The 21,308-nt window shown below is 46.2% G+C and carries 14 protein-coding genes and 1 pseudogene; 9 read left to right on the forward strand and 6 right to left on the reverse strand.

Features of this window, described 5'->3' with window-relative positions; all coding sequences use genetic code 11:
• Positions 1 to 97: 97 nt before the first annotated feature.
• Positions 98 to 1,759 carry a glycosyltransferase family 39 protein gene (locus QUA00_RS29805; protein ID WP_333412110.1) on the reverse strand — a complete coding sequence of 554 codons (1,662 nt, stop codon included), beginning with the start codon at positions 1,757 to 1,759 and terminating at the stop codon, positions 98 to 100.
• A gap of 74 nt (positions 1,760 to 1,833) precedes the next feature.
• Between QUA00_RS29805 and QUA00_RS29810 the strand changes: the two genes are divergently transcribed.
• The 5 genes from QUA00_RS29810 to QUA00_RS29830 all read left to right on the forward strand — a co-directional run bounded on the left by QUA00_RS29810 (position 1,834) and on the right by QUA00_RS29830 (position 12,911).
• On the forward strand, positions 1,834 to 3,324 hold the full coding sequence (locus QUA00_RS29810; RefSeq protein ID WP_333412111.1) for a hypothetical protein: 1,491 nt from the start codon (positions 1,834 to 1,836) through the stop codon (positions 3,322 to 3,324).
• Between the two features lie 488 nt (positions 3,325 to 3,812).
• Positions 3,813 to 4,217, forward strand: coding sequence for a DUF4347 domain-containing protein (locus QUA00_RS29815; protein ID WP_333412112.1), 405 nt, complete (start codon positions 3,813 to 3,815; stop codon positions 4,215 to 4,217).
• A 1,077-nt stretch (positions 4,218 to 5,294) separates the two neighbouring features.
• The gene (locus QUA00_RS29820; RefSeq protein ID WP_333412113.1) at positions 5,295 to 8,597 is read left to right on the forward strand and encodes a DUF4347 domain-containing protein; all 3,303 of its coding nucleotides are present in this window, start codon (positions 5,295 to 5,297) and stop codon (positions 8,595 to 8,597) included.
• A gap of 299 nt (positions 8,598 to 8,896) precedes the next feature.
• Positions 8,897 to 9,061, forward strand: coding sequence for a hypothetical protein (locus QUA00_RS29825; protein WP_333104023.1), 165 nt, complete (start codon positions 8,897 to 8,899; stop codon positions 9,059 to 9,061).
• A 580-nt stretch (positions 9,062 to 9,641) separates the two neighbouring features.
• Positions 9,642 to 12,911, forward strand: coding sequence for a DUF4347 domain-containing protein (locus QUA00_RS29830; RefSeq protein WP_333412114.1), 3,270 nt, complete (start codon positions 9,642 to 9,644; stop codon positions 12,909 to 12,911).
• A gap of 189 nt (positions 12,912 to 13,100) precedes the next feature.
• Here the strand turns inward: QUA00_RS29830 and QUA00_RS29835 are convergent.
• From QUA00_RS29835 to QUA00_RS29855, 5 genes and pseudogenes are all read right to left on the reverse strand, one after another.
• Positions 13,101 to 14,466 (reverse strand): annotated as a pseudogene (locus QUA00_RS29835) (IS4 family transposase).
• 855 nt (positions 14,467 to 15,321) lie between these two features.
• Entirely contained in the window at positions 15,322 to 15,603 is a 282-nt protein-coding gene (locus QUA00_RS29840; protein WP_333145561.1) for a DUF2127 domain-containing protein, read from the reverse strand.
• A gap of 3 nt (positions 15,604 to 15,606) precedes the next feature.
• On the reverse strand, positions 15,607 to 15,777 hold the full coding sequence (locus QUA00_RS29845) for a hypothetical protein (RefSeq protein WP_333412115.1): 171 nt from the start codon (positions 15,775 to 15,777) through the stop codon (positions 15,607 to 15,609).
• A 135-nt stretch (positions 15,778 to 15,912) separates the two neighbouring features.
• Complete coding sequence (locus tag QUA00_RS29850) at positions 15,913 to 18,831, reverse strand: CBS domain-containing protein (protein WP_333412116.1); 2,919 nt, start codon at positions 18,829 to 18,831, stop codon at positions 15,913 to 15,915.
• A 20-nt stretch (positions 18,832 to 18,851) separates the two neighbouring features.
• A complete protein-coding gene (locus QUA00_RS29855) occupies positions 18,852 to 19,040 on the reverse strand; it encodes a hypothetical protein (RefSeq protein ID WP_333145526.1) in 189 nt (62 codons plus the stop codon).
• Positions 19,041 to 19,156: 116 nt separating this feature from the next.
• Here QUA00_RS29855 and psbZ point away from each other — a divergent pair, with 116 nt between their 5' ends.
• The 4 genes from psbZ (at position 19,157) to QUA00_RS29875 (ending at position 21,240) form a co-directional block, all read left to right on the forward strand.
• Positions 19,157 to 19,348: a photosystem II reaction center protein PsbZ gene (gene psbZ, locus QUA00_RS29860; RefSeq protein WP_190735314.1), complete on the forward strand. Its 192-nt coding sequence runs from the start codon at positions 19,157 to 19,159 to the stop codon at positions 19,346 to 19,348.
• A 220-nt stretch (positions 19,349 to 19,568) separates the two neighbouring features.
• The gene (ribH, locus tag QUA00_RS29865) at positions 19,569 to 20,162 is read left to right on the forward strand and encodes a 6,7-dimethyl-8-ribityllumazine synthase (RefSeq protein ID WP_333104019.1); all 594 of its coding nucleotides are present in this window, start codon (positions 19,569 to 19,571) and stop codon (positions 20,160 to 20,162) included.
• Between the two features lie 83 nt (positions 20,163 to 20,245).
• Complete coding sequence (locus tag QUA00_RS29870; RefSeq protein ID WP_333412117.1) at positions 20,246 to 20,500, forward strand: hypothetical protein; 255 nt, start codon at positions 20,246 to 20,248, stop codon at positions 20,498 to 20,500.
• A 161-nt stretch (positions 20,501 to 20,661) separates the two neighbouring features.
• Complete coding sequence (locus QUA00_RS29875; RefSeq protein WP_333412118.1) at positions 20,662 to 21,240, forward strand: Uma2 family endonuclease; 579 nt, start codon at positions 20,662 to 20,664, stop codon at positions 21,238 to 21,240.
• The last annotated feature ends 68 nt before the right edge of the window (positions 21,241 to 21,308 follow it).

Genomic DNA, 21,308 nt, shown 5'->3' on the forward strand with positions numbered 1-21,308 from the left:
GGGATTTTAAAATCCCAAAAGCCTTTCGACCCCAATTATTTGACTGCTACCCCTTGACAGGTCAAGACAGTATCTACGGTAATTTGGGGAAACACGCTTATTTTCTAGTTACCAAAACCCAATCGTCCGCTGTTTTGACAACCTCAGCATTCTGCAAACCTAAATGTTTTAAAACGGGTTTTTCTAACAGAAAATAAGGTTGAGGAAGAGTTTGCCATTTCTGTTTGAGCGTAGGTGCGTCGGCGACAATCACTTGGCGTTGACTATAAAAATTCAGCGATGGACGGCCCAAGCGGTGAGAAGTAAACACTTGTTGACCGGCGGGAGTTCCTGTGCGGACAATTTCGGCGATCGGCTTAACCGGATAATCCTCGGCCAGTTCCCAAACCCAGTTATCAGAAGCCACCAATACCAACAGCGTCAGGTAAGTTCCCCAAATTAAAACTAATATAAACTGCCGGTCTTTGCGGTGCAGCAGCACTGCCGCCATTGTCATTGTCAAAGCTACAAACATCAGCATTAACTGCAAATCTCGCTCTGGAGGCGCAATTTGTCCCCCGATCCGTACCCAGCCACTGAAGTAAATGCAGCCGACAAAACCAACTACAGCCAGCACTGCCAAAATCGCGGGATGAGGCAACAAAGAAATAGCATCAAAACGTTCTTCTGCTTCGTGTTTGATCGGCTCTGGCGGCAGCCACAGTTGCTCCCAAACTTCAGCGAGATAACTGCCAACGGCAAGAGCAAAAGCTGGATAAATTGGCAAAACATACCACGGCAATTTAGTAGTCATCACAGAAATAGCCAGCAGATATACTCCAGTCCAAACCAATACTAATTTTGGCCCGGCAAAACTGCGATTTTCCCAACTCAGACGCAGCCCTTGTAGCCAAAATAACTGCCACGGCCAAGCTAATTTAAAAATTTCTAAAAGATAATACCAAGGCGGGCCTCTGTGACTGCTTACAGGTTCCGAAATTCGCCGGAAAGATTCGTTAATTAAATTAGTGTGGATGAAATATTGGCCGTAGTGCAGCCATTGGGCAAAATACCAAGCAGCTACTGGCAATGTTCCGATCGCCAATCCGCCCCAAAGATACCCAGAAGTGAGGAGTCGCGGGGTATCCCAAACCAAAAAAATACAGCCCATCCCAGCCAGCAGCAGCCCCAACATCACGCCCTTAGTCAGGCAAATGAGTCCGAACCCAATCCCCGCGCCCAAAGCGTAGCGCAAGTCGCGGCGCGATCGAAGCAAACACCACATCGCCGCCAGCAAAAAACACAAAACCGCCCCATCCAACATCGCCAAACGTCCATGCCGCACCACCGGTAACAGCGTCAGATACACGAGGGCAGAAAAAATGGATCTCGAACGCAGAGGAAACAACTCCCTGCCAATGGCGTAAAGCAAGGGCACTGAAGCCGCCGTCAGCATCGCCGGTACCAACCTCGCCGTCAATTCGCTGACACCGCCGACAGCAAAACACAGCCCGATTAGCCAGTGTACCAGCGGTGGTTTGTTGAAATAGGGCATAGAGTCGATCGTCGGATACAGCCAATTTAAGTTGCCGCGCCAAATTTCGCGACTTACCTGCGCTGCAATGCCTTCATCCCAATCCCGCAAAGCCACGCCGCCCAGATTCAGCCCGAAAATCAGCACAGCAGCCAACAGAAAAGCCAGCATCCACACTTTGTCTGTAAAGCTGTCATTCCAGCGATTTTTCGGTTTGCGGCTTAGGAATGGAAAGATTTCTGACATAAGTTAAGAGAGTTTTGAGCGTCCCAAACTGAAGGTAAACTTAGACAGCAGTTATTTGCAACTAGGAAAATACCATGAACTTGCCTGTAATTATAGATATTATCATTGGCTTAGTATTTATCTACCTCACTTTAAGCTTGCTAGCTTCGGAAATTCAGGAACTGATTGCTACTGTTTGGCAGTGGCGGGCGGAACATTTAAAGAAGTCGATCGAAGTGCTGATTTCTGGTGGCAGCGAAGGTGCGAAAGATCCCCTGCAATTTAAGCGAGTCGGACAGTTAGCCCATTCGATTTACGCCAATCCGATTATCAAAGATTTGAATCAGGGAGCGAAAGGGCTGTTATCAGAGGGATTCCGCTCTGTTACGCACCGCATGGGGGATTTTTACCACGGAGTTACGGGTACTAAAAATGTATTCGGCAATAAATCCAGTGGGCCTTCTTATATTCCAGCCGAGTGTTTTTCGGCTAGCCTTTTGGAGACTTTAAAGGTTTCTAGTTTGCTTAGCTCTATCTCTAAAACCAGATTGGAAAGATTTAAAGATTTACAATTAGCACAAATTCAACAGATTGGAGAAAATCTGAGTTTGCCGGATGCTACCAAACCGATTATTAAGCAAGAATTCAGGTGGCTGAGTGCGGAGTTCAATCGAGTTGTTGAAGATTATCAAAACAATTTAGCAAGTTTGAACAACAGCTTAGATCGGATGTCGGAAAAGCTAGGATTTTATATTAAGGATTCTCAGGTTTATCTACTAGAAACCGAGCTGGGAGGGAGAGAGTTTCAGAGGCAGATGGCATTTGTGAAGGCTCGTTTTGACAGCAAAACTGAGCGGGTGGCGCTGCTGGGGCAACTACAACCTAGTTTCAGCAATCTGTTAAATACTGTTAAAAAAAGTCAAGAGTCGGCAGCAGAAATTATGGAACTCAAAGAGGAGAGTCCGATTTATCAACAAATTCAAGAAACCTTGGACAGTATGCCAGAATCTTTGAAACGCAGCCTTTATATTTTAGCGCAGCGCGCTGAAAAAGGCGGCGGAGATACTCAAGAGCAGTTGCAGCGGTTTCAGAAAGAAATTGAAATTTGGTTTGACCAATCGATGGAGCGTGCTTCTGGCGTTTACAAGCGGAATGCTAGAGGGGTGGCGATTTTGCTCGGAACTGCGATCGCTGTCGCTGCTAATGCTGATACCATTCATATTATTAATCGGTTGTCGAAGGATTCGATGTTGCGATCGACTGTTAATTTGTACGCTGAGCAGGTGGTGGTCAACAATGCTAGGACTAAATCAAATAATTTAACCAGTCTGAAAAAAGTTCAAGAAGATGTCGGTCGAGCTTTGGATAATAATGTACCTCTGCCTTTGGGATGGAGCGAACAGAATAGGTTAAAACGAGATAAGCAGGGGAATTTATTGTGGCCGGCTGTGATGGAAAAATTGTTTGGTTGGATATTGAGCGGTGTAGCTATTTCTATGGGGGCTGGTTTTTGGTTTGAGGCGCTCAACAAGATTATTAATATTCGCAATGCAGGGAAAAAACCGCCATCTTCCACAGAATCTTGAGCGCTGCAGTTGCGAGGCCAATCTACTAAGTGTCATACCCTTTTAAATTTTAGATTTTAGATGGCCGAATGACTGAAGACTATCGAGGTTTGAAGCACGGGCTTATATCATGTCCGGTGTGCGACCGCGATTGTTGTAGGGGCGGGTTCACGAACAATACCTGCCAATAATTGACAATCTCAAAAACCCGCCCCGACCGGGATATTATGGTTAATCGCTCGGACATGATATTACAGTTGCATTCTTTTTTGAAAGTGGTATCACGGACAGGATACCGGATCGATCGGTAATGGCGCGTTTGCCGGAAGTAAGGGAAAACACGCAGAATATAAATTCCGTGCGATCGCGGATGGCAGTGCAGCAGAAATAGGGGAAACTGATAGATAGGTGAAATAAGAATGAGCGAAATAAATAAGGTCGCTGGCAGTTTCAGAAGCTCTGACTCCAAGGCTGTATCTACCGCTAAACACACTTTTGGAGGACGGAATATGTTGACTTCTTTAAGGGAAACGACTCCCGCCTTGGAATACGCAAATTCCCCATCCAAAAGCTTTGTATTCAAGGACTCCAGCATCACTCAAGGTGGATATTTTGTTTCCAGAATTTTGGCTGGGGAATCTGACTGCATCGAGAAAATTACCTCGGCACTTCAAAAATCTGCCTCTATCCTTAGAGAGATTGACAAAGTTCGCACAACTTCTGAGGGCAGCTCGAACCAACTGCAATTAGGCTTTGTTATCCTCAGTTCAGATTACCTGGAACCATACAAAAGTCAATTGCCAAAATCGCACAGTTCCCTGAGTAAAAACAGGGGAGTTGGTGGGTGTTATGCCGATCGAGATAGTGATACACTCAGCAACGGCGGTGGGCGCGATCGACTGTTTGCTAATTAAGGAGAGTAATTTAATGCAGGGTATGGAACGTACCGAGGGCGACTGAACCCGAATACAATTGTAATTAGGGAGGCAGGCGCGATCGCAATCAACGATTTGAGCTGACTAAATCAGCAATCATATCAACTCCCGCTGAATAATTTGAATCACGTTTGCAGTGAGGATGGCAGTCCTCACAGTGTCGGTAGCACCCCATAAGCCAATTGATTCCCAGCGATGGGTTCCAGTTAATATTAGACCGTTTTGACTGTTAGTAAATGCGACAAAACGTCCTGGTAATCAGTATTTGGGTGTACCGCAAACCGGGAGCATCTCAATGAAAGCAGCCCTCCGCTAGAAATTGGAGTTTTGAGGCAGGAGGCAGGAGGCAGGAGGCAGAAGGAAAGAGGAAGAAGGAAGGAGCCAGAAGAAGTATTTTTACAAATATGAGATGCTCCCCCGCAAGCCTAGCAAATTCAAAGCATATAGAATTGTTCACAATCTACATAATTCAGTTTTACCTTGGATGAAATACAGCTAGGTAAACTGTAGTGCCTTGTGCCTCTACGTAAAATCTCACACTCACATAAAAACTACTCAATATAATTAATACCAATTTTTTATGAGGCCCCGTAGAATCTGATCCCCCCTAACCCCCCGCCGGAGGGGAGTAGGGGGTGGGACAAGATTCTTCTCAAAGTCTTCCTTCTTAAGGGGGATTTAGGGGGATCGAGATATGTGCAACTTCACATTAAATTGGTATAAGAGGAGTTATCCTGGGGGAAATTACCTCCACCATTTCCGAGTACCTGAAATCAGGCTACTGTTAGCCAAATAATGTCGCAAAAATTTGATGGTACAGCCTAGATTGATTGATTTAAATATGCCAGACAAATGTTGTAATATCTTCCCATTGGTAGAGGTCATAATTTCCATCATGGTCAAGAGAACACAGGTAAAGGTGGCTCAAAATAAATCAATAAAAATATTTTAAAAAATGCACCATCTCTCAATTTGGTGTTAAGATAAAATCAAATAAGCCTGATGAGATAACTCCGGGGTGTATCTACTAATAATGCCCTAAATGGAGTCTCCAATATGAGTTCTACGTTCGCTCAAGTTAACTCACAATCTGCTTTTGAAAAACGGCCAGTGCGCTCCTTAGTCTTCATTGACTCCGGCGTGAAAGATTACGAGTCAATTGCAGCGGGAGTGCTGCCGGGACAGCAGGTAGTAATACTCGATAGCACCAAAAACGGCATCGAACAAATCACCTCCGAGATGGAAAAATACGCCTCTACTAACGGGGCGATAGACTCGGTTCACATTATTTCTCACGGCAGTTCTGGCAGCCTACAATTAGGCAATACCTCTATGGGTTCAGATAACATAGAGCAATACAAAAGCCAGTTGGAAAAGTGGCAAACTTCACTAGCCCCAGAAGCAGACTTCATGCTGTACGGCTGCGATGTAGCAAGCGGTACAGGTGCTAATTTCGTCGATCGATTCAGTCAATTAACCGGGGCTGACGTTGCGGCATCCACCAACATAACCGGCCGTAGCGGCGACTGGAATTTAGAATTTGCTAAGGGTCAAATTGAATCTCCCTTAGCCTTGCAGCCAGAGGCGATGGCAAGTTACCAAGGGGATTTAGCTACGATCGTAGTAGCCAACAATAGCGATAGCGGGCCGGGTTCATTAAGGGCTGCGATCGCCACGGCTGTTGCCGGCGATATAATTACCTTCGCCCCAGGTTTAGCCAGCCAAACCATTACTCTCACCAGCGGTCAACTCGATATTCCCGTTGGCAAAAACATCACCATTGACGGCGCCGCAGCAGCGGGTTTAACTATCAGTGGCAACAACGCATCCCGCGCCTTTTTTGTCAACGCCAACGTTGTGACTGCTACGACTTTTGCTGTCAAAAACCTCATTATTACTAACGGCAAAACTACGGATCGAGGTGGCGCGATCGGCACAACCGACGAAGTAAACCTCACAGTAGAAAACGTTCAGTTCAACAACAACGTCGCCGATAAAGGCGGTGGCGCAATTTTCGGTAATTTCAACAATACCCTGACTGTTACCAACAGTAAATTCAACGGCAACGTAGCCACCTCCGCTAACGATGAACGCGGTGCAGGTGCGATCGGCTTTTTGAGTTTCAAAACTATTACAGTCACCAACAGCGACTTCACCAACAACAAAGGAATTAACGGCGGGGCAATTAACAGCCTTCAAGGTAAGCTGACAATTGACAACTCCCGATTCATCGGCAACGACACCACAGCAGCCACTTTCGCCACAGGGCAGCCCAATTCTTTCTTAAGAGGTTTCGGCGGCGCACTTTATACCGATCGAGCCAGCAATCCGAGCGAAGCTTCCGGCACAATTAAGATTACCAATAGCGTATTTCAAGACAATAAAGGTCGAGGTGAAGGAGGCGCAGCTTATCTGTTCACCGGCAGCCAAGACAAGGTTATTTTGGAAAAGAGCACCTTCCAAAATAACGAAATTCTGGCGCTACCCAACGGTGGAAATGGTGGAAACGGTGGTGGGGTAACGATTTTGAGCGACAGCACCAACCAGGGATTGACCATTACCAACACCACCTTTGCGGGCAACAAAGCCAATAATCAAGGTGGCGGGCTGTGGATGCGAAATGCCCCTACTACGATTACTAACAGTACGTTTTCTGGCAACTCCACGGCGTTTGCTGCTGGTGATTTCAACAAACTCGGCGGTGCAATGACTCTTGGTGCACCCACAACCATTCTCAACACGACGATCGCCGATAATTCTGCAGGCTGGGTTGGTGGAGGTATCTTCGCCGCTGCCAATAATGTCACCCTCAAAAACACGATTCTTTCCAACAATACAGCGGCTAACGGAGGAAACCCTTGGGGCATTCAGCAACACGTCACCGCCCAATATAGCGATCAAGGAGGGAATTTTCAGTGGCCGGCCAAAAACCCCAATGACGGAAGTGATGTCAATGCGACGGCAAGTGTGACGATCGCAGATCCCTTACTTGGCCCTTTGCAAAACCTCAACGGCGCTTTAGTCAGGCCGTTGCTGATAGGAAGTCCGGCAATTGATAAAGGGATTGCCACCGGCGCACCCGCTACGGATCAGCGCGGCGTGACTCGCCCTCAAGATGGCGACAGCATTCCAGGTGCGATCGTGGACAGCGGATCTTTTGAATTGGGAGGTAGTGTCATCCCAGTGCCGACTCCTACGCCGACTCCGACGCCCGCGCCAACTCCCACTCCCACACCGACTCCGGCGCCAACTCCGACGCCCGCGCCGACTCCTACTCCCACACCGACTCCGGCGCCGACTCCGACGCCCGCGCCAACTCCTACTCCCACACCGACTCCGGCGCCAACTCCGACGCCCGCGCCGACTCCTACTCCGGCTTCGGATGGTTCCCTGCTTGATGACCTCAACCCCCCCCAACTAGATCCTGCCACCATCACCCCCAACCCCGTCCAACAAACTCTCAACGGCGGTGAAGGTTCCGATTTCATCATGGGCGGCGGCATCAACGACTCAATTAACGGACTTGTCGGCAACGATACTCTCTACGGCATGGGCGGCAATGACAACATTGACGGCGGTGCAGATAACGACTCAATCTTCGGCAATGAAGGCAGCGATTTCATCTCTGGCGGCGCTGGCAACGACACCATGTACGGCGGCAAAGATAATGACACTGTGGTTGGCGGAGATGGCGACGACTTTTTAAGGGGAGATCTCGCCAATGATACTGTTGCCGGCGGCGGTGGCAACGACACGCTTTTTGGCGGCAAAGATGACGATATCTTACTCGGTGAAGATGGAGACGACTACATTTTAGGCAACTTAGGAAATGACACAATTAATGCTGGAAACGGCAACGATATTGCCTTTGGCAATGAAGGTGCAGACCTGATTTTTGGCTTATTGGGAAATGACACGCTTTACGGAGGCAAAGAAAACGACAGTCTCGATGGCGGTGAGGGCAACGACTTGCTGTTCGGCGGCAATGAAAACGATGTGCTCTTCGGTGACACCGATAACGATACGCTTTACGGCGGTAAGGGTAATGATATCCTCAGCGGCGGTGCTGGTTCCGATTTCCTTTCCGGGGATGTTGGGGACGATACTTTGACGGGAGGTTCGGGAAATGATGTGTTTTTCCTAAATCAAAGTTTGGGTAGCGACATCATTAATGATTTCCGCAAGGGAGAGGATTTAATAGGGTTGAATCCTGGTTTGAGTTTCAATCAACTCAGTATTACTTCCAGCAACAATCAAACTTTGATTACGGTGACGGACACCAATCAATTGTTGGCGAAGCTTAACAATATTACCCCCGGTATTCTTACCGCTAGCGATTTCACTCAGGTAACAATCTAACGGCCTGGGCTAGCGTGGGCCATAAGCCGCCCGCCCCTACGCAGGGCTGTTTCATTCTCTTGTAGGGGCAGCCCCCCGTGGCTGCCCCAATCTCTGAAACATGAGCAAATCGTGGATGGGGAGGGTAGGCACTCTTAGCACTACAAGAGTCAAAATCATCGTTTTCTTGAGAATGAAACCGCCCTGCCCCCCTACGGCGGCTACGCCAACGCAGAGGAGCGATCGATCTGATTCTTTTCAACAGCCAGCGATGGGTAATAAATCTTGTTTATTGCCGATCGCCCGGGAGCATCTCACCTTTGCAGCCCTCCGCTAGAAATTGGAGTTTTGAGGCAGGAGGCAGGAGGCAGGAGGCAGAAGGAAAGAGGAAGAAGGAAAGAGGAAGAAGGAAGGAGCCCGAAGAAGGAAGGAGCCAGAAGAAGTATTTTTACAAATATGAGATGCTCCCGATCGCCCACACCTAGAATGAGGCACATCCGTCTATTGCAATCATGAGCTGGCTAGCCAGCTCAGGATTGCCCGAATAAATCCAGCTTTCTCAACCACTAACTTTCAGATTTTGGGGAACTTTTTGCCAGCTATAAAAAAAGTTAAATTAATCATTTTTTTAGGGGGAATTTTCCTGGTTTTCCCTAATGTGAATGTATCAGGTAATAGCTAGAGAGATTCTCAGGAATTCGGAACCCCAGAAAATTTTTTATGAATTTTACCTGACTTAGGCTTTCAAATGGTTTGATGCACTACTTATCTCGCTAAGGGTGTGCATGGCAAATCTACCTAGAGAGGTTCCCCGTGCCGGACTATTTACATTACATTTTCGGCTGTTAATTGCTAAAAAAATCGCAATTTTCACACAGCTTAAGCTGATTAGGGAGACAAGTCTCGGATTTCACTTAGGGATAAAATTCAAGTTTTTGCCTAAATTTTAATCTCCCCTATCTATCACCGAGGTTTTAATCCTGCCTACTGCCTTCTGCATCTCTAGCCTTCTGCTTTCAAGGTGAATCTACCAGCAAATAGTAAACATTCTCATGGGTATGCGAAATGAGTTCAACTTTTGCCACTAACATCGATTCACAATCTGTTCTCCTCAATGCTGGTTCTAAATCTATTGTCTTCATTGATCCCGACTTAGATGACTATCAAACTCTTGCGGGTGGCGTGCTTCCCGGTGCAGAGATCATCATTTTAGATAAAAATGGTAACGGAGTCGAGCAAATTACTGCGAAACTGCAAACAATTTCTGCTGCGGGGGAAACTGTAGACCAAGTTCACGTTTTTTCTCACGGCAATTCGGGCAGCTTGCAGCTAGGTTCTGCAACGCTGACTTCGGATAATTTATCACAATATGAAAGCCAGTTGCAAGGGTGGCGAAATGCGCTAAGCGACCAAGCAGATATTGTGCTTTATGGTTGCGATGTTGCGGCGGGTTCGGGAAGCGATTTTGTCGATCGCCTGGGCGAGTTAACCGGGGCTGATATTGCGGCATCTAGCGATCGCACGGGCCGCGGTGGTAACTGGAATTTGGAGTTTGCCAAGGGTGATATTGAAGCACCGCTAGCCTTGACTCCAGAGGCAATGGCGGATTATCAAGGGACATTAAAGACTATTACCGTTACCAACAATAATGATAGCGGGCCGGGTTCCTTAAGAGATGCGATCGCCTCCGCAGCAGCCGACGATACCATTCAATTTGCCTCCACTCTTGCCAGCCAAACAATTACTCTCTCGAGCGGCCAACTTGTCATCAACAAAAACTTGACAATTGATGCACTTGGTGCAGCCAATTTAACCATCAGTGGCAACAATACTTCGCGGGTAATCCGCACAGAAGGTGCAACAAATGTTACTCTAAAAAACCTGATTATTGCCAACGGCAAAGTTTCTGGAACCGATCCGAATAATGACGCAACTAGCGCCGGTGGTGGCATTCAAACGGGAGGTAGCAGCACTTTAACTTTAGAAAATTGCCAAGTCAATAATAATGTTGCCGGTTTTGGTGGCGGCATTTACAGGGGTTTCCGCAGCACCATGACTGTAATTAACAGCAAGTTTAGCGGCAATGATGGTTCGCTAGCGAATAATACCGAACGGGGGGGCGGCGCGATCGCCACTAAAAGCGGTGGTGTTCTGACTATCAGAGATAGCGAATTTACCAACAACAAAGGCAGCAACGGCGGAGCTGTTAATAACCTGTTGGGCAGCATGACGATCGAAAACTCTAAATTCACCGGCAACGTGACAGACCAAGGCGTTGGCGGGGCAGTTTTCGTCGATGGCGCTAATGCTTCGGGCCCCAATGCAACCCCTGGCCCTGTTGCCGGAAGTATTGTCATCCGCAACAGCGTTTTTGATGGCAATATCAGCTCCGGAGAAGGAGGCGCAGCCTTTTTGTTTGGTTATTTGCAAGATAAAGTGGTGTTGGAAAATAGCACTTTTATTAACAACAAAGCTGTCAAAAATGCAGCGGGGTCGGGAGGCTCCGGCGGCGGCGTCCGCCACGGCAATGCCGATTTGACAGTGACAAACTGCACCTTTGCCAACAACACAGCCGATGATAGCGGCGGCGGCTTGTGGTTGGGTGAAAATGGAAACATCAGCGTAGTTAACAGTACATTTTCCGGCAACAACGCTGCTAAGAATGGTGGAGGAATGATTGTCAATAACAGAGATTCCTTTTCGACTAACATCGTCAATTCAACTTTTGCTAAAAATACCGCTGGGGAATATTCGGGAGGTATTGCTAATTTTGGTAATCAGCCAATTACTGTCAAGAATTCTATTTTTGATAGCAACACGGCGGGTAATCGTTTTAAGATTAAGCAGCAAACCGGGCGGGAATTAATCGACGGGGGAAATAATCTGCAATTTCCTAATAAACTCACGACGGGCGATCCTAACGACAATAATGTTACGGCAAATGTGAAGATCGCAGACCCCTTACTCGGCCCTTTGGAAAATATTAACGGCGCTTTCGTGCTGCCGCTGCTAACAGGAAGTCCGGCAATTGATACCGGTACTGGTGCGGGCGCGCCGGCTGCGGATCAGCGCGGTGTGAGTCGCCCTCAAGATGGTGATAATAACGGAAGTGCGATCGTTGATATTGGCGCTTATGAATTTAACCCTCCAGTCACGCCGACTCCAACTCCGACTCCCACTCCAACTGAGACTCCCACTCCCACACCGACTCCCACTCCCACTCCCACTCCGACTCCCACTCCCACTCCGACTCCAACTCCGACTCCCACTCCCACACCCGCGCCGACTCCAAATCCCACACCGACTCCGGCGCCGACTCCCACACCCGAACCGACACCAACTCCGACTCCTACTCCGGTATTAGATGATTGCCTACTCGATAGCCTCAACCCTCCGCAACTAGATCCTGCCACCATCACCCCCAACCCCGTCCAACAAACTATCAACGGCGGCGACACTACCGATTTCATCATGGGCGGTGTCCTCAACGAGTCAATTAACGGACAAGCCGGCAACGATACTCTCTACGGTATGGGCGGCAATGACAACATTGACGGCGGCGCAGATAACGACTCAATCTTCGGCAATGAAGGCAGCGATTTCATCTCTGGCGGCGCTGGCAACGATACCATCTACGCTGGCAAGGATAATGACACTGTTGTCGGTGGTGAGGGCGACGACTTGTTGAGGGGAGATATCGCCAATGATACAGTTGCCGGCGGCGTTGGTAACGACAGCATTTTCGGCGGTAAAGATGACGATATCTTGCTGGGTGAAGATGGAGACGACTACATTTTAGGCAACTTAGGAAATGACACAATTAATGCTGGAAATGGTAACGATATTGCCTTTGGCAATGAAGGTACAGACCTGATTTTTGGCGACATCGGTAACGATACCCTGTACGGCGGCAAAGAAAACGACAGTCTCGATGGCGGTGAGGGCAACGACTTGCTGTTGGGTGGCAATGAAAACGATGTGATCTGTGGCGACATCGGTAACGATACCCTGTACGGCGGCAAAGGTGATGATATCCTCAGCGGTGGCAGCGGTTCCGATTTCCTTTCCGGGGATATTGGGGACGATACTTTGACGGGAGGTTCGGGAAATGATGTGTTTTTCCTAAATCAAAGTTTGGGTAGCGACATCATTAATGATTTCCGCAGGGGTGAGGATTTAATTGGGTTGAATTCTGGTTTGAGTTTTAATCAACTCAGTATTACTTCCAGCAACAATCAAACTTTGATTACGGTGACGGACACCAATCAATTGTTGGCGAAGCTTAACAATATTACCCCCGGTATTCTCACCTCTGGCGATTTCATTACTCTGTAGTTATTACATAGTCTACGACACAAAAACCAGGTTTCTTAACGCAATTGCCCCATTTTCGGTTGAGGGCGATCGCGAGAAACCCGGTTTCGACACTTCAGCGAAGCTGAGGGTGCAACCATTACTCACAAGTTAAGCTAAAAGCACTATTGTCAATGAGTGATTTTACTCATATTTTACCTGTTGACCCAATTAAAATATGACTCCATTTGTTCCTTTATTATTGAAAAAAAATTGTTCGGGACTTCTTTGAGTTCCAGGGAAAGGAGAAATAATTAGCCTGACATGAGGTTTTCATGCCTAGCTTAACAATCCCTAAATCTTGATTTTTATCGGCGGCAAAATAGTTAACTAGGTTAGAGGCTATTCCTTTTTGATAGGCAACCGAAAAATGATACATTCCCCGATAAATCATTTCTAATGAAACCCGTTCAATTGGTACTCCTAATTCATCGGCAACTGCATCTCCTAAATCTACTAAAACCGCATAAAATAGCCAAGTAGCCCAGATTGGGAGCTTGATTCCGTTTAATTAATGAACCTGTCCCTAAATAGCTGAGATTTAATCATCTTTTTACTGTCCAAAATGCGTCTTCAATTCGCCAGCGTCTTTGATATAAATCTGCTACTACATAAGGCGGCACTATTTCAGGTTCTCGGACACTTGTCAGATAAGAACGCCAGGAAGTATTAGATCGAATCTGTACTAATCTTATAGTCAAATCTGGTGTCTGTTTTGTTCCTGCACCTATTTTAATTATCTGGTCTTTGACATCCTAAGTATTGGTTAATAGCCGCTCGATTTGATAAGATGCACCTTTCTTGATTCGAGTGATAAATCCAATTTTTTGAGAAATGAGTTTTGACAAAAAAGCGAAGTGATAGAAGCCTCTATCCAATAATAGTAAGGTTTTCGGCTTAACTGTTTTTAGTAAATTTTCCTCCCACTTAGTATCTGCTTGTTTGGGATTTTACCCAACCAAATTTATTCGTAAAGATGAGTTACTAGGTCTATAATTACTCCCATCTTTCCGGCTAATTGACCAATTGGCACATCTGATAAACTTTCTAGTTTACGAAATAAGGCTTCTAATGTTGAGCCGTCAGCTATCCAGATATTTTCAAAGTTTTTTAAGCAAATTGTACGCTATCTGGTAATGGTCTCGATTTTCTTGTTAACCATTTTGGGCGAAAATGAGGCAATAATTATTTAAATACTTTTTCAAATAAAATTGCTGGAAAACTTAAAAATCTGAGTGATAATGCTTGTTGGCTAATTTCTTGTGGCTGACACCATAAAAATCCTTCTCTATTTAATAATCTGGTTAATTCTGTTAGTCCTGCTACGGATCGCCATAATAAACTGGCGGATTGCTGCCATCATTAATGGTAGTGTTAGAATTCTATCTCTTAAATTTAGTTGTCGATAAAAACTTTTTTGGGCCGCCATTGCCGGAATTAATAAATCTTCCAAGTGATTCGCGATCGCTTCATTTTCTACTTGGGGACTATTTTTTTTCTTTGCATGATCTCGGTTGATTCGTTTTTTGCAAATCATAACTGGTTCAATTATGGCTCAACTGCTTGCCAGGTAAAGGTTTCATCCTATTTTACTTGTTTTGGTCTACCCCCTTGACAATTTGCACTTTTTCTTAACTTGTCACAAATGATCGCCCGCCACTGTTATCGATCGCCCGCCACTGTTATCGATCGCAATGCCACGCCAATCGAGCCCACAACTTATTAATAATGATAATCGCGCCCTTGCGTGGAAGAGTCCTCCTACACAGGACTCTCCCACCCTTACCTCTTATTTGATTATCATTATTAACCAATTATATTTATTCACAAAGGGGTATTGACAAAATCTACTCCTTTCTAACTTGTTACCAATGGTAAGTGATGCCGAACCCTCACCCTCCTATGCCTAAAGTCGCGTTAATTCTGCCTTTGCCCTGTTAGAAGGCTGTTGCTGGCCCTAAGTTCATCTTTAGTTGATGCCGTTTCCCAAACTATGCTACCGCCTTTGGGTTATTTCGCAGAGTTAGGGCGGATGTTCGATCGCTCCTAACTATCGTTTTTGCTTCTTCTGTGCTATTTTTGCATCTGGCGATCGTTTTATTGGAATATTCCACCAATTCTATCTCTACCAGGTGTATTAAAACTTAATACAATATTTTTCCAATAAAAATCCCGCTCTTGTGGAACGGGAAAGCCATCAGGGTGCATCTATATATATGCCACTATAACTCATAGGGGGTATAACCCCTCGTAGCTTTATCAAATCTTTACCATTACAAAATTTTTGTAAAGATTGAGGTTTTTATTTGACTTATCAGCCGTTTTATGAAATTAAAATGGAAAATGCTGACATTTATAAAATCAAGTGAGTTTCCTCTGAATAATCAAAACTTTAAGCTCCTTTACCCTGCTTCGGCAAATGGTGGAGCAAATACCATAAGATGGCTACATTTGTGATAAATACCGCTAACTTAAGTACCGTGACCCCGTGAACTAATTCATATATTTCAGGGGGTATACTGATGCTTACCAGCACTAAAACTAAGATTGTTGCCCAGTCTTTTTCGTACCACAAACCAACGGCCTCAAAAGCAGTTAATACTGCATAAAGTGCTGCGACAAGTCCGCTAAGCAGTAAGCTTTTAGGCTTGAGAATTAGAACTTTGTCTAAGATTAATTAAATAATTTTTAGTTTGCTTTCTAACAAATAAGATTGCGAAAATTGTTCTAAAAATTGATGATTTTTTAATGCAAAAAGCAAAGCAATCGAAGTTACTGTCAAGAGGGAAGCCACAAATGTTTGGTAAAAGACAATTGCGATTAAAGCAGGAGCGTGATGTTTATTCACCTTAATTCTCGAAATATCAATAATGTGCGATCGCCTGGTTAGCCTGTTTGGGATTTAAAACTTAAATTTTAGTAGAGGGCGTCAGCAATTAGCTAATCTATTATATCAGAAATAACGCGCTGCTGACGCACCTTACTAAGCTTGAGGATAACGTTGTGCTAAGAAAGATATAGCAGCAGCCCGATCGCCCAAATCGCCATCCAACTTCGCCGCCAGCAAATCATCCAACATTCGTTTAAACCCAGGCCCCGGCTTATAACCCAAAGCCTTCAAATCGTTGCCATTTAAAGGCGGCTCAACATTCACCCATTTGGTGAGATATTCCCAGATTTGGCGGCGTGCACTTCGCGGACTTTGTAGGGCGATCGCAATTAACACCGGCAATTCATAATTTCTCAACAGCAACACCAATTGACTCGGCAACTCGCACTTAGGCAAATTCTCTGCTAACTGCTTCTTTCCGGCTTCCAAAACTTCCAACCGCTTAATGCTGTCAGCGGGTAACTGAAGATTTGCAGCCACCTTGCCGCGATATTCCGGTGCTAAATAAGCGATTAAAACTTCCAGCCGCATCTGCCAATCGGGAATATTGATAATGGGGAATGGGGAATTGGGCATCGGGAATTGGGCATTGGAAATAGTTGCTTTTTCTTTTTCTTCCTTCTTCCCTATTCCCTCTTCCTTCTTCCCTCTGACTCGTGACTCACCCTCAATCATTAATCCGTGTATCCGTGTCAAAATCCGTGTCGTGCCTTCCTTCTTCCTTCTTCCATTCAAACACCGATCGAGCAAACGCAGTTGTCGCCACAACTCCCGATCCAACTCCAAACTAGGATGAATGCAGCGCAAAGCCTGCAAATCTCCCAGCATTTGCAAAGCAACTTTCCAGTAAGGAGCTTGCAAAATGTATTTCAATTCACTTTTGAGCCGAGTTTCCAAAGCCGGAGCTCGGCCGTTTTCCCCCTGAATTCTGTAATAAATCCCGCTGGCCAAAGCGTTGCGGATGTATCCTTCCGTCTGTGGCTCAATTTCAAATCCCAACCGCACAGCAAACCGCACAGCGCGATAAATTCGCGTCGGATCTTCGATAAAACTATTGGCGTGCAAAACTCGAATTTGCTTCGCTTCCAAGTCGAGCAAACCGCAAAAAAAATCTAACAATTCGCCGCTGCGAGGAACACCCAACCGCACAGCCAGGGCATTAATTGTAAAATCCCTCCGGTACAAATCTTGGCGAATTGAACTCGCTTCAACTTCAGGATTGGCAGCCGGATAAGGATAAAATTCAGTGCGAGCCGTAGCGATATCCACCCACAGCGAGCCGAAAGCAGAGTCTTTGTGCCACAAAAGCGCGGCGGTTTGAAATTGACCGTGAACGTCCAAACGGGATTCGGGGTAAAGTTTTTGCAGCGATGAAGCTAACTCGACACCAGCACCGGAATCGTCGGAACCGCACTTTCCATCCACAACCAAATCGATATCTGTTAGCGCCAGTGTATCATCCGTGGCTAAGAGTAAATCCCGGACTGCTCCACCCACAATATAAAGTTGCCAGCCGCGGTTTTGGGCAATATTGGCGGCGATCGACAATAATTGCCATAATTCGGGACTGATGCGCGATCGCAACAACTGCTCAACCGATTCGGGCGCGGCACAATAAGACAATTCTGTATTGCTTCCCCTGTCTCGCGCTTTTTGCTGGTGCAATTCCCGCAACACATCAGTCCGAGTCACAATTCCTACCAGTTGACCGTTTTCCAATACTGGCAAGCGGCCGATATCGTATGTCACCATTAAAGATTCAATTTCCGGCAGCAAGGTATCTGGGGCGATCGTTTTTAACTGCCAAGTCATGTAACCCTTCACCGGGGCGTGACTGAAACCGTGGTGCAGGGCAATGTCAATGTCGCGGCGCGAGATAATGCCGGCGAGTCGATCGTCCGCATCGACCACCGAAAGCCCGGAATGTCCGTAACGTAGGAGGATACGGTGAGCTTCCCCCACCGATGTTTCCGGGCGAATGCTCCGCACTGGAGACGACATTAATTCGCGCGCTGTCGGAGGGTGGGGAATTTGAGTTTTGAGTTCGTCAGCTAACTGATTTAAAGTCAGCAGGGGGTCAACATCGCGGGTAGCGAGGGAAGCGGCGCGGGCGTGGCCTCCGCCGCCGAAGGGTTTGAACAATTCGCTGAGGTTTGTTCCTTCGATGCGCGATCGACCGATAATAGTTAATCGATTGGAAACTGGCGATTCTGGAGCGATGTTGCGGTTGTTGTCGTTTTCGCTAAATTTATAAACATTGCCTAACAGCAGAGCATCGGTTTCAGTTAAATCGAGCAAGCGAGAAGCCAGTGAAGAAAGTCCGGGAACATAAGCTTCAGTAGATAGCAGCACCCAGGCTACGCTGTAACCGTGCAAAATTTCCGATCGCAAATTCTTGAGCGCTTCTCTCAGCAAATCTTGCAATTGAGGAGACAAAGCGGGTTCTACATATTCAGCTATTACCCCCAAACTTGCTCCCTGTTCCATCAACCACGCCAAAGCTATTGCATCTCGCGCAGTTGCGCCCTCAAAGGTTAGGGAACCTGTATCGACGTGGATGCCTAGGGCCATTACTGTTGCTTCCGAAGGCAGAAGGCGGAATGGTGTGTCGCTCTTTTCGGCTTGATTTTTGAGCTTTTCGACAATTAATGTCGTGCTGGCTCCGACTGCTTCTATTTGCGTAACTGTAGCGGGGATGTCTGAATGCGCCTCTAGGTGGTGGTCGAAAACAGCAATTTCGTTGAGGTGTGGCAAATCCAGCCACTCGGCTGCTTTTCCCAAACGATCGCGCCCGGAGGCATCAACTATAGTAATCGATCGAATTTTTTGCGGATTGACCGATCGGCGTTCAATCAGTGGGTACTCGTCGCGGTGTAGCGCCAAAAAATCCCGCACTGTCGGGTGACACCCGCCCGTCAATACGATCCTGCTACCGGGGCGCAGCACGCAAAGTCCCACCGCCGCCCCCAAGGCGTCAAAATCTGCTGTTGTGTGGCACAAAACTAAGTCCATAGCCGAAAATCCCGCATCTCTCACTCACAGAGTAGCAATTTCTCGGGCTCTGACACCGGGCGATCGCACTGTAACTTAACCTTCAGCCTGTATCGAATCCAGTTTTCTGTGCTGTAGCCAACAATGATAAAATTGATAAAAATCTCAAAAGTCGCTGACGCCTGTTCGCGCAACGCCCGAATTTGCACGGGTTCTTTCTTATCAATCAACCGACAATCTCTCGATCGACTATCGGGAAACTGTCAAAAACTAGAATTTGGAAGATTTTTTTCGGTTCTGGGAAACTATTTCTGGTCAACGCACGGTTATATCGAAAGGAGAAAAGATGTTATCAATTCTGTTTCAAGTGGTTTTACTGGGTCTGGTACTGCTGTCTTTTGTGATGGTCGTTGGCGTCCCGGTTGCTTATGCCTCTCCCCAAAACTGGAATCAGTCTAAATCCCTGATTTATGTCGGATCGGGTCTCTGGTTTTTGCTGGTTATTGCAGTGGGTGTATTGAACTTTTTAGTCGTTTAATTTCACCCAACTCTATCTAATAAAGAAGGTAAAAGATAGAAGGATGAAGGCATTCACCAGCGATTGAAAGGCATTCGGCAGAAGCTAGGAATTTTCCACACCGCGCGACCCTGTATGTTTTTGTACTTGAGATTCAGATGAGATGCTGCTGCTTTCTGACTTTTGCCTTCTCACAAACAAAACTCTAAAACCTAAAACCTAAAATCTAAACTAGAACACTATGACTGTTTTCGAGGGAACTTTTACTCACACCGAATCTTTGCGATTTGCGATTGTCATCGGTCGTTTTAACGATTTGGTGGTTAACAAACTTTTGGAGGGATGTCAAGATTGTTTGAAACGCCACGGGGTTGATATTAATCCTCATGGCTCTCAGGTGGACTTTTTTTGGGTTCCAGGAAGTTTTGAGATTCCTTTGGTGGCCCGCCAAGCTGCTCTTTCTCACCGCTACGATGCGGTAATTTGTCTGGGTGCGGTAATTCGGGGCCAAACTCCTCATTTCGATTTTGTGGCGGGTGAGGTTGCTAAGGGAATTGCTGCGGCTGCTTTTCAGACAGGGGTGCCGGTGATTTTTGGGGTGGTGACGACTGACACGATGCAGCAAGCTTTGGAAAGGGCTGGAATTAAAAGCAATTTGGGCTGGAATTATGCGATGAGTGCTTTGGAAATGGGCACGTTGATGCGCCAAGTTAAGGGTTTGGGAACACACTCTTACGATCATCGATTAACTACTGGATCTGCTGCTCAAGCGCTTTCGGGTGAAGCAAATCTGGCGATCGCCCCGGATGTATCGTCGGATCAAATCCCCTCGTAAGTTCGGTTAGCAGTATTTGTAAGCTCAAAAAACATCAAGATTTACATCGGGAAAAATCTTAAGACTCTTGTGGGCTGGTAATTATGCCCGCCCCCAAGGTAAAAGTTTCACTGGTGTGGGCCGATCGACAAATTAGACCAATATCTTGCCAATTGGAAATGGGTACTTTGATGCCTCAAGTTAATGGTTTGGGCGGAAATTCTGACCAAGAATTTCAAAGGTGGTACAAGCCCCCGCATTTATCCGTGGAATCAATCCAAAATCTAAAATCTAAAATCCTCCAGCCCCCGCATTTATCTCGCGCAAGTCAATTCTTTAATCTAAAATCTAAAATCTAAAATCGATTGACGATCGATTACCTGCGTCTGCTGCTGTTCAAGTGCTGTCGGGCGATCGCCCCTGATGTATCATCGGATAAAATAGTGTAAGCTGGGTAGCAGTCTGGGGGTATAAATTTGATGGAATTGCGTACTTTTAGCACCTGTAGGTAACAAAAGCGATGACTGTTGTAACTGCGAAAAGATTCTCTATCGAAGAATATCACCGTTTGGGAGAACTGGGATTTTTCGGTCCCGATGACCGAGTAGAATTGATTCGCGGAGAAATTATAAATATGGTTGCTAAAGGTAGGCTTCACTCTGTTTGTAACAGTCTTTTACTTGAGGAGTTAGTCATTTTATTGGCAAGACGCGCTCGCTTGCGCGTACAAGAGCAGATTATTTTATTTACTACTGATAGCGAACCAGAACCTGATGTTGTTATCGCCCGCAATCGCTCTGATAATTATTTATCTTCTCACCCGGAGCCTGCGGATATCTTGTTGGTAATTGAGGTTTCTGATTCTACTTTAAAGTATGACCAGAGAACTAAGTTATCTCTCTATGCGGAAGCTGGCATTTCTAATTATTGGATATTTAATTTGGTTGATAATCAACTGGAACTGCACAGCGAACCTTATCAAAAAAGACAAGGTGATTTCAATTATCGATCCAAACGAGTTGTTCTGCAAAATGAGACTGTTGTAATTCCGGGTTTTCCCGAATTGTCCCTGGATTTATCTTTGGTGTTTCCAGCCTAATTTAAAAGTACGATAAAATCAAGATTATAGAACCCATTTGATCTCTTGAGGACGATCGCTCACAACGG

Origin of the sequence: Microcoleus sp. T2B6 (assembly GCF_036700475.1) — a bacterium.
GTDB lineage: Bacteria > Cyanobacteriota > Cyanobacteriia > Cyanobacteriales > Microcoleaceae > Microcoleus.

Bases quoted from the DNA above. Each gene is read 5' to 3' on its own strand.
- QUA00_RS29805 (WP_333412110.1), bottom strand. From the start codon at position 1,759: ATGTCAGAAATCTTTCCATTCCTAAGCCGCAAACCGAAAAATCGCTGG.
- QUA00_RS29810 (WP_333412111.1), top strand. From the start codon at position 1,834: ATGAACTTGCCTGTAATTATAGATATTATCATTGGCTTAGTATTTATC.
- QUA00_RS29815 (WP_333412112.1), top strand. From the start codon at position 3,813: ATGTTGACTTCTTTAAGGGAAACGACTCCCGCCTTGGAATACGCAAAT.
- QUA00_RS29820 (WP_333412113.1), top strand. From the start codon at position 5,295: ATGAGTTCTACGTTCGCTCAAGTTAACTCACAATCTGCTTTTGAAAAA.
- QUA00_RS29830 (WP_333412114.1), top strand. From the start codon at position 9,642: ATGAGTTCAACTTTTGCCACTAACATCGATTCACAATCTGTTCTCCTC.
- QUA00_RS29850 (WP_333412116.1), bottom strand. From the start codon at position 18,831: ATGGACTTAGTTTTGTGCCACACAACAGCAGATTTTGACGCCTTGGGG.
- psbZ (WP_190735314.1), top strand. From the start codon at position 19,157: ATGTTATCAATTCTGTTTCAAGTGGTTTTACTGGGTCTGGTACTGCTG.
- ribH (WP_333104019.1), top strand. From the start codon at position 19,569: ATGACTGTTTTCGAGGGAACTTTTACTCACACCGAATCTTTGCGATTT.
- QUA00_RS29870 (WP_333412117.1), top strand. From the start codon at position 20,246: ATGCCCGCCCCCAAGGTAAAAGTTTCACTGGTGTGGGCCGATCGACAA.
- QUA00_RS29875 (WP_333412118.1), top strand. From the start codon at position 20,662: ATGACTGTTGTAACTGCGAAAAGATTCTCTATCGAAGAATATCACCGT.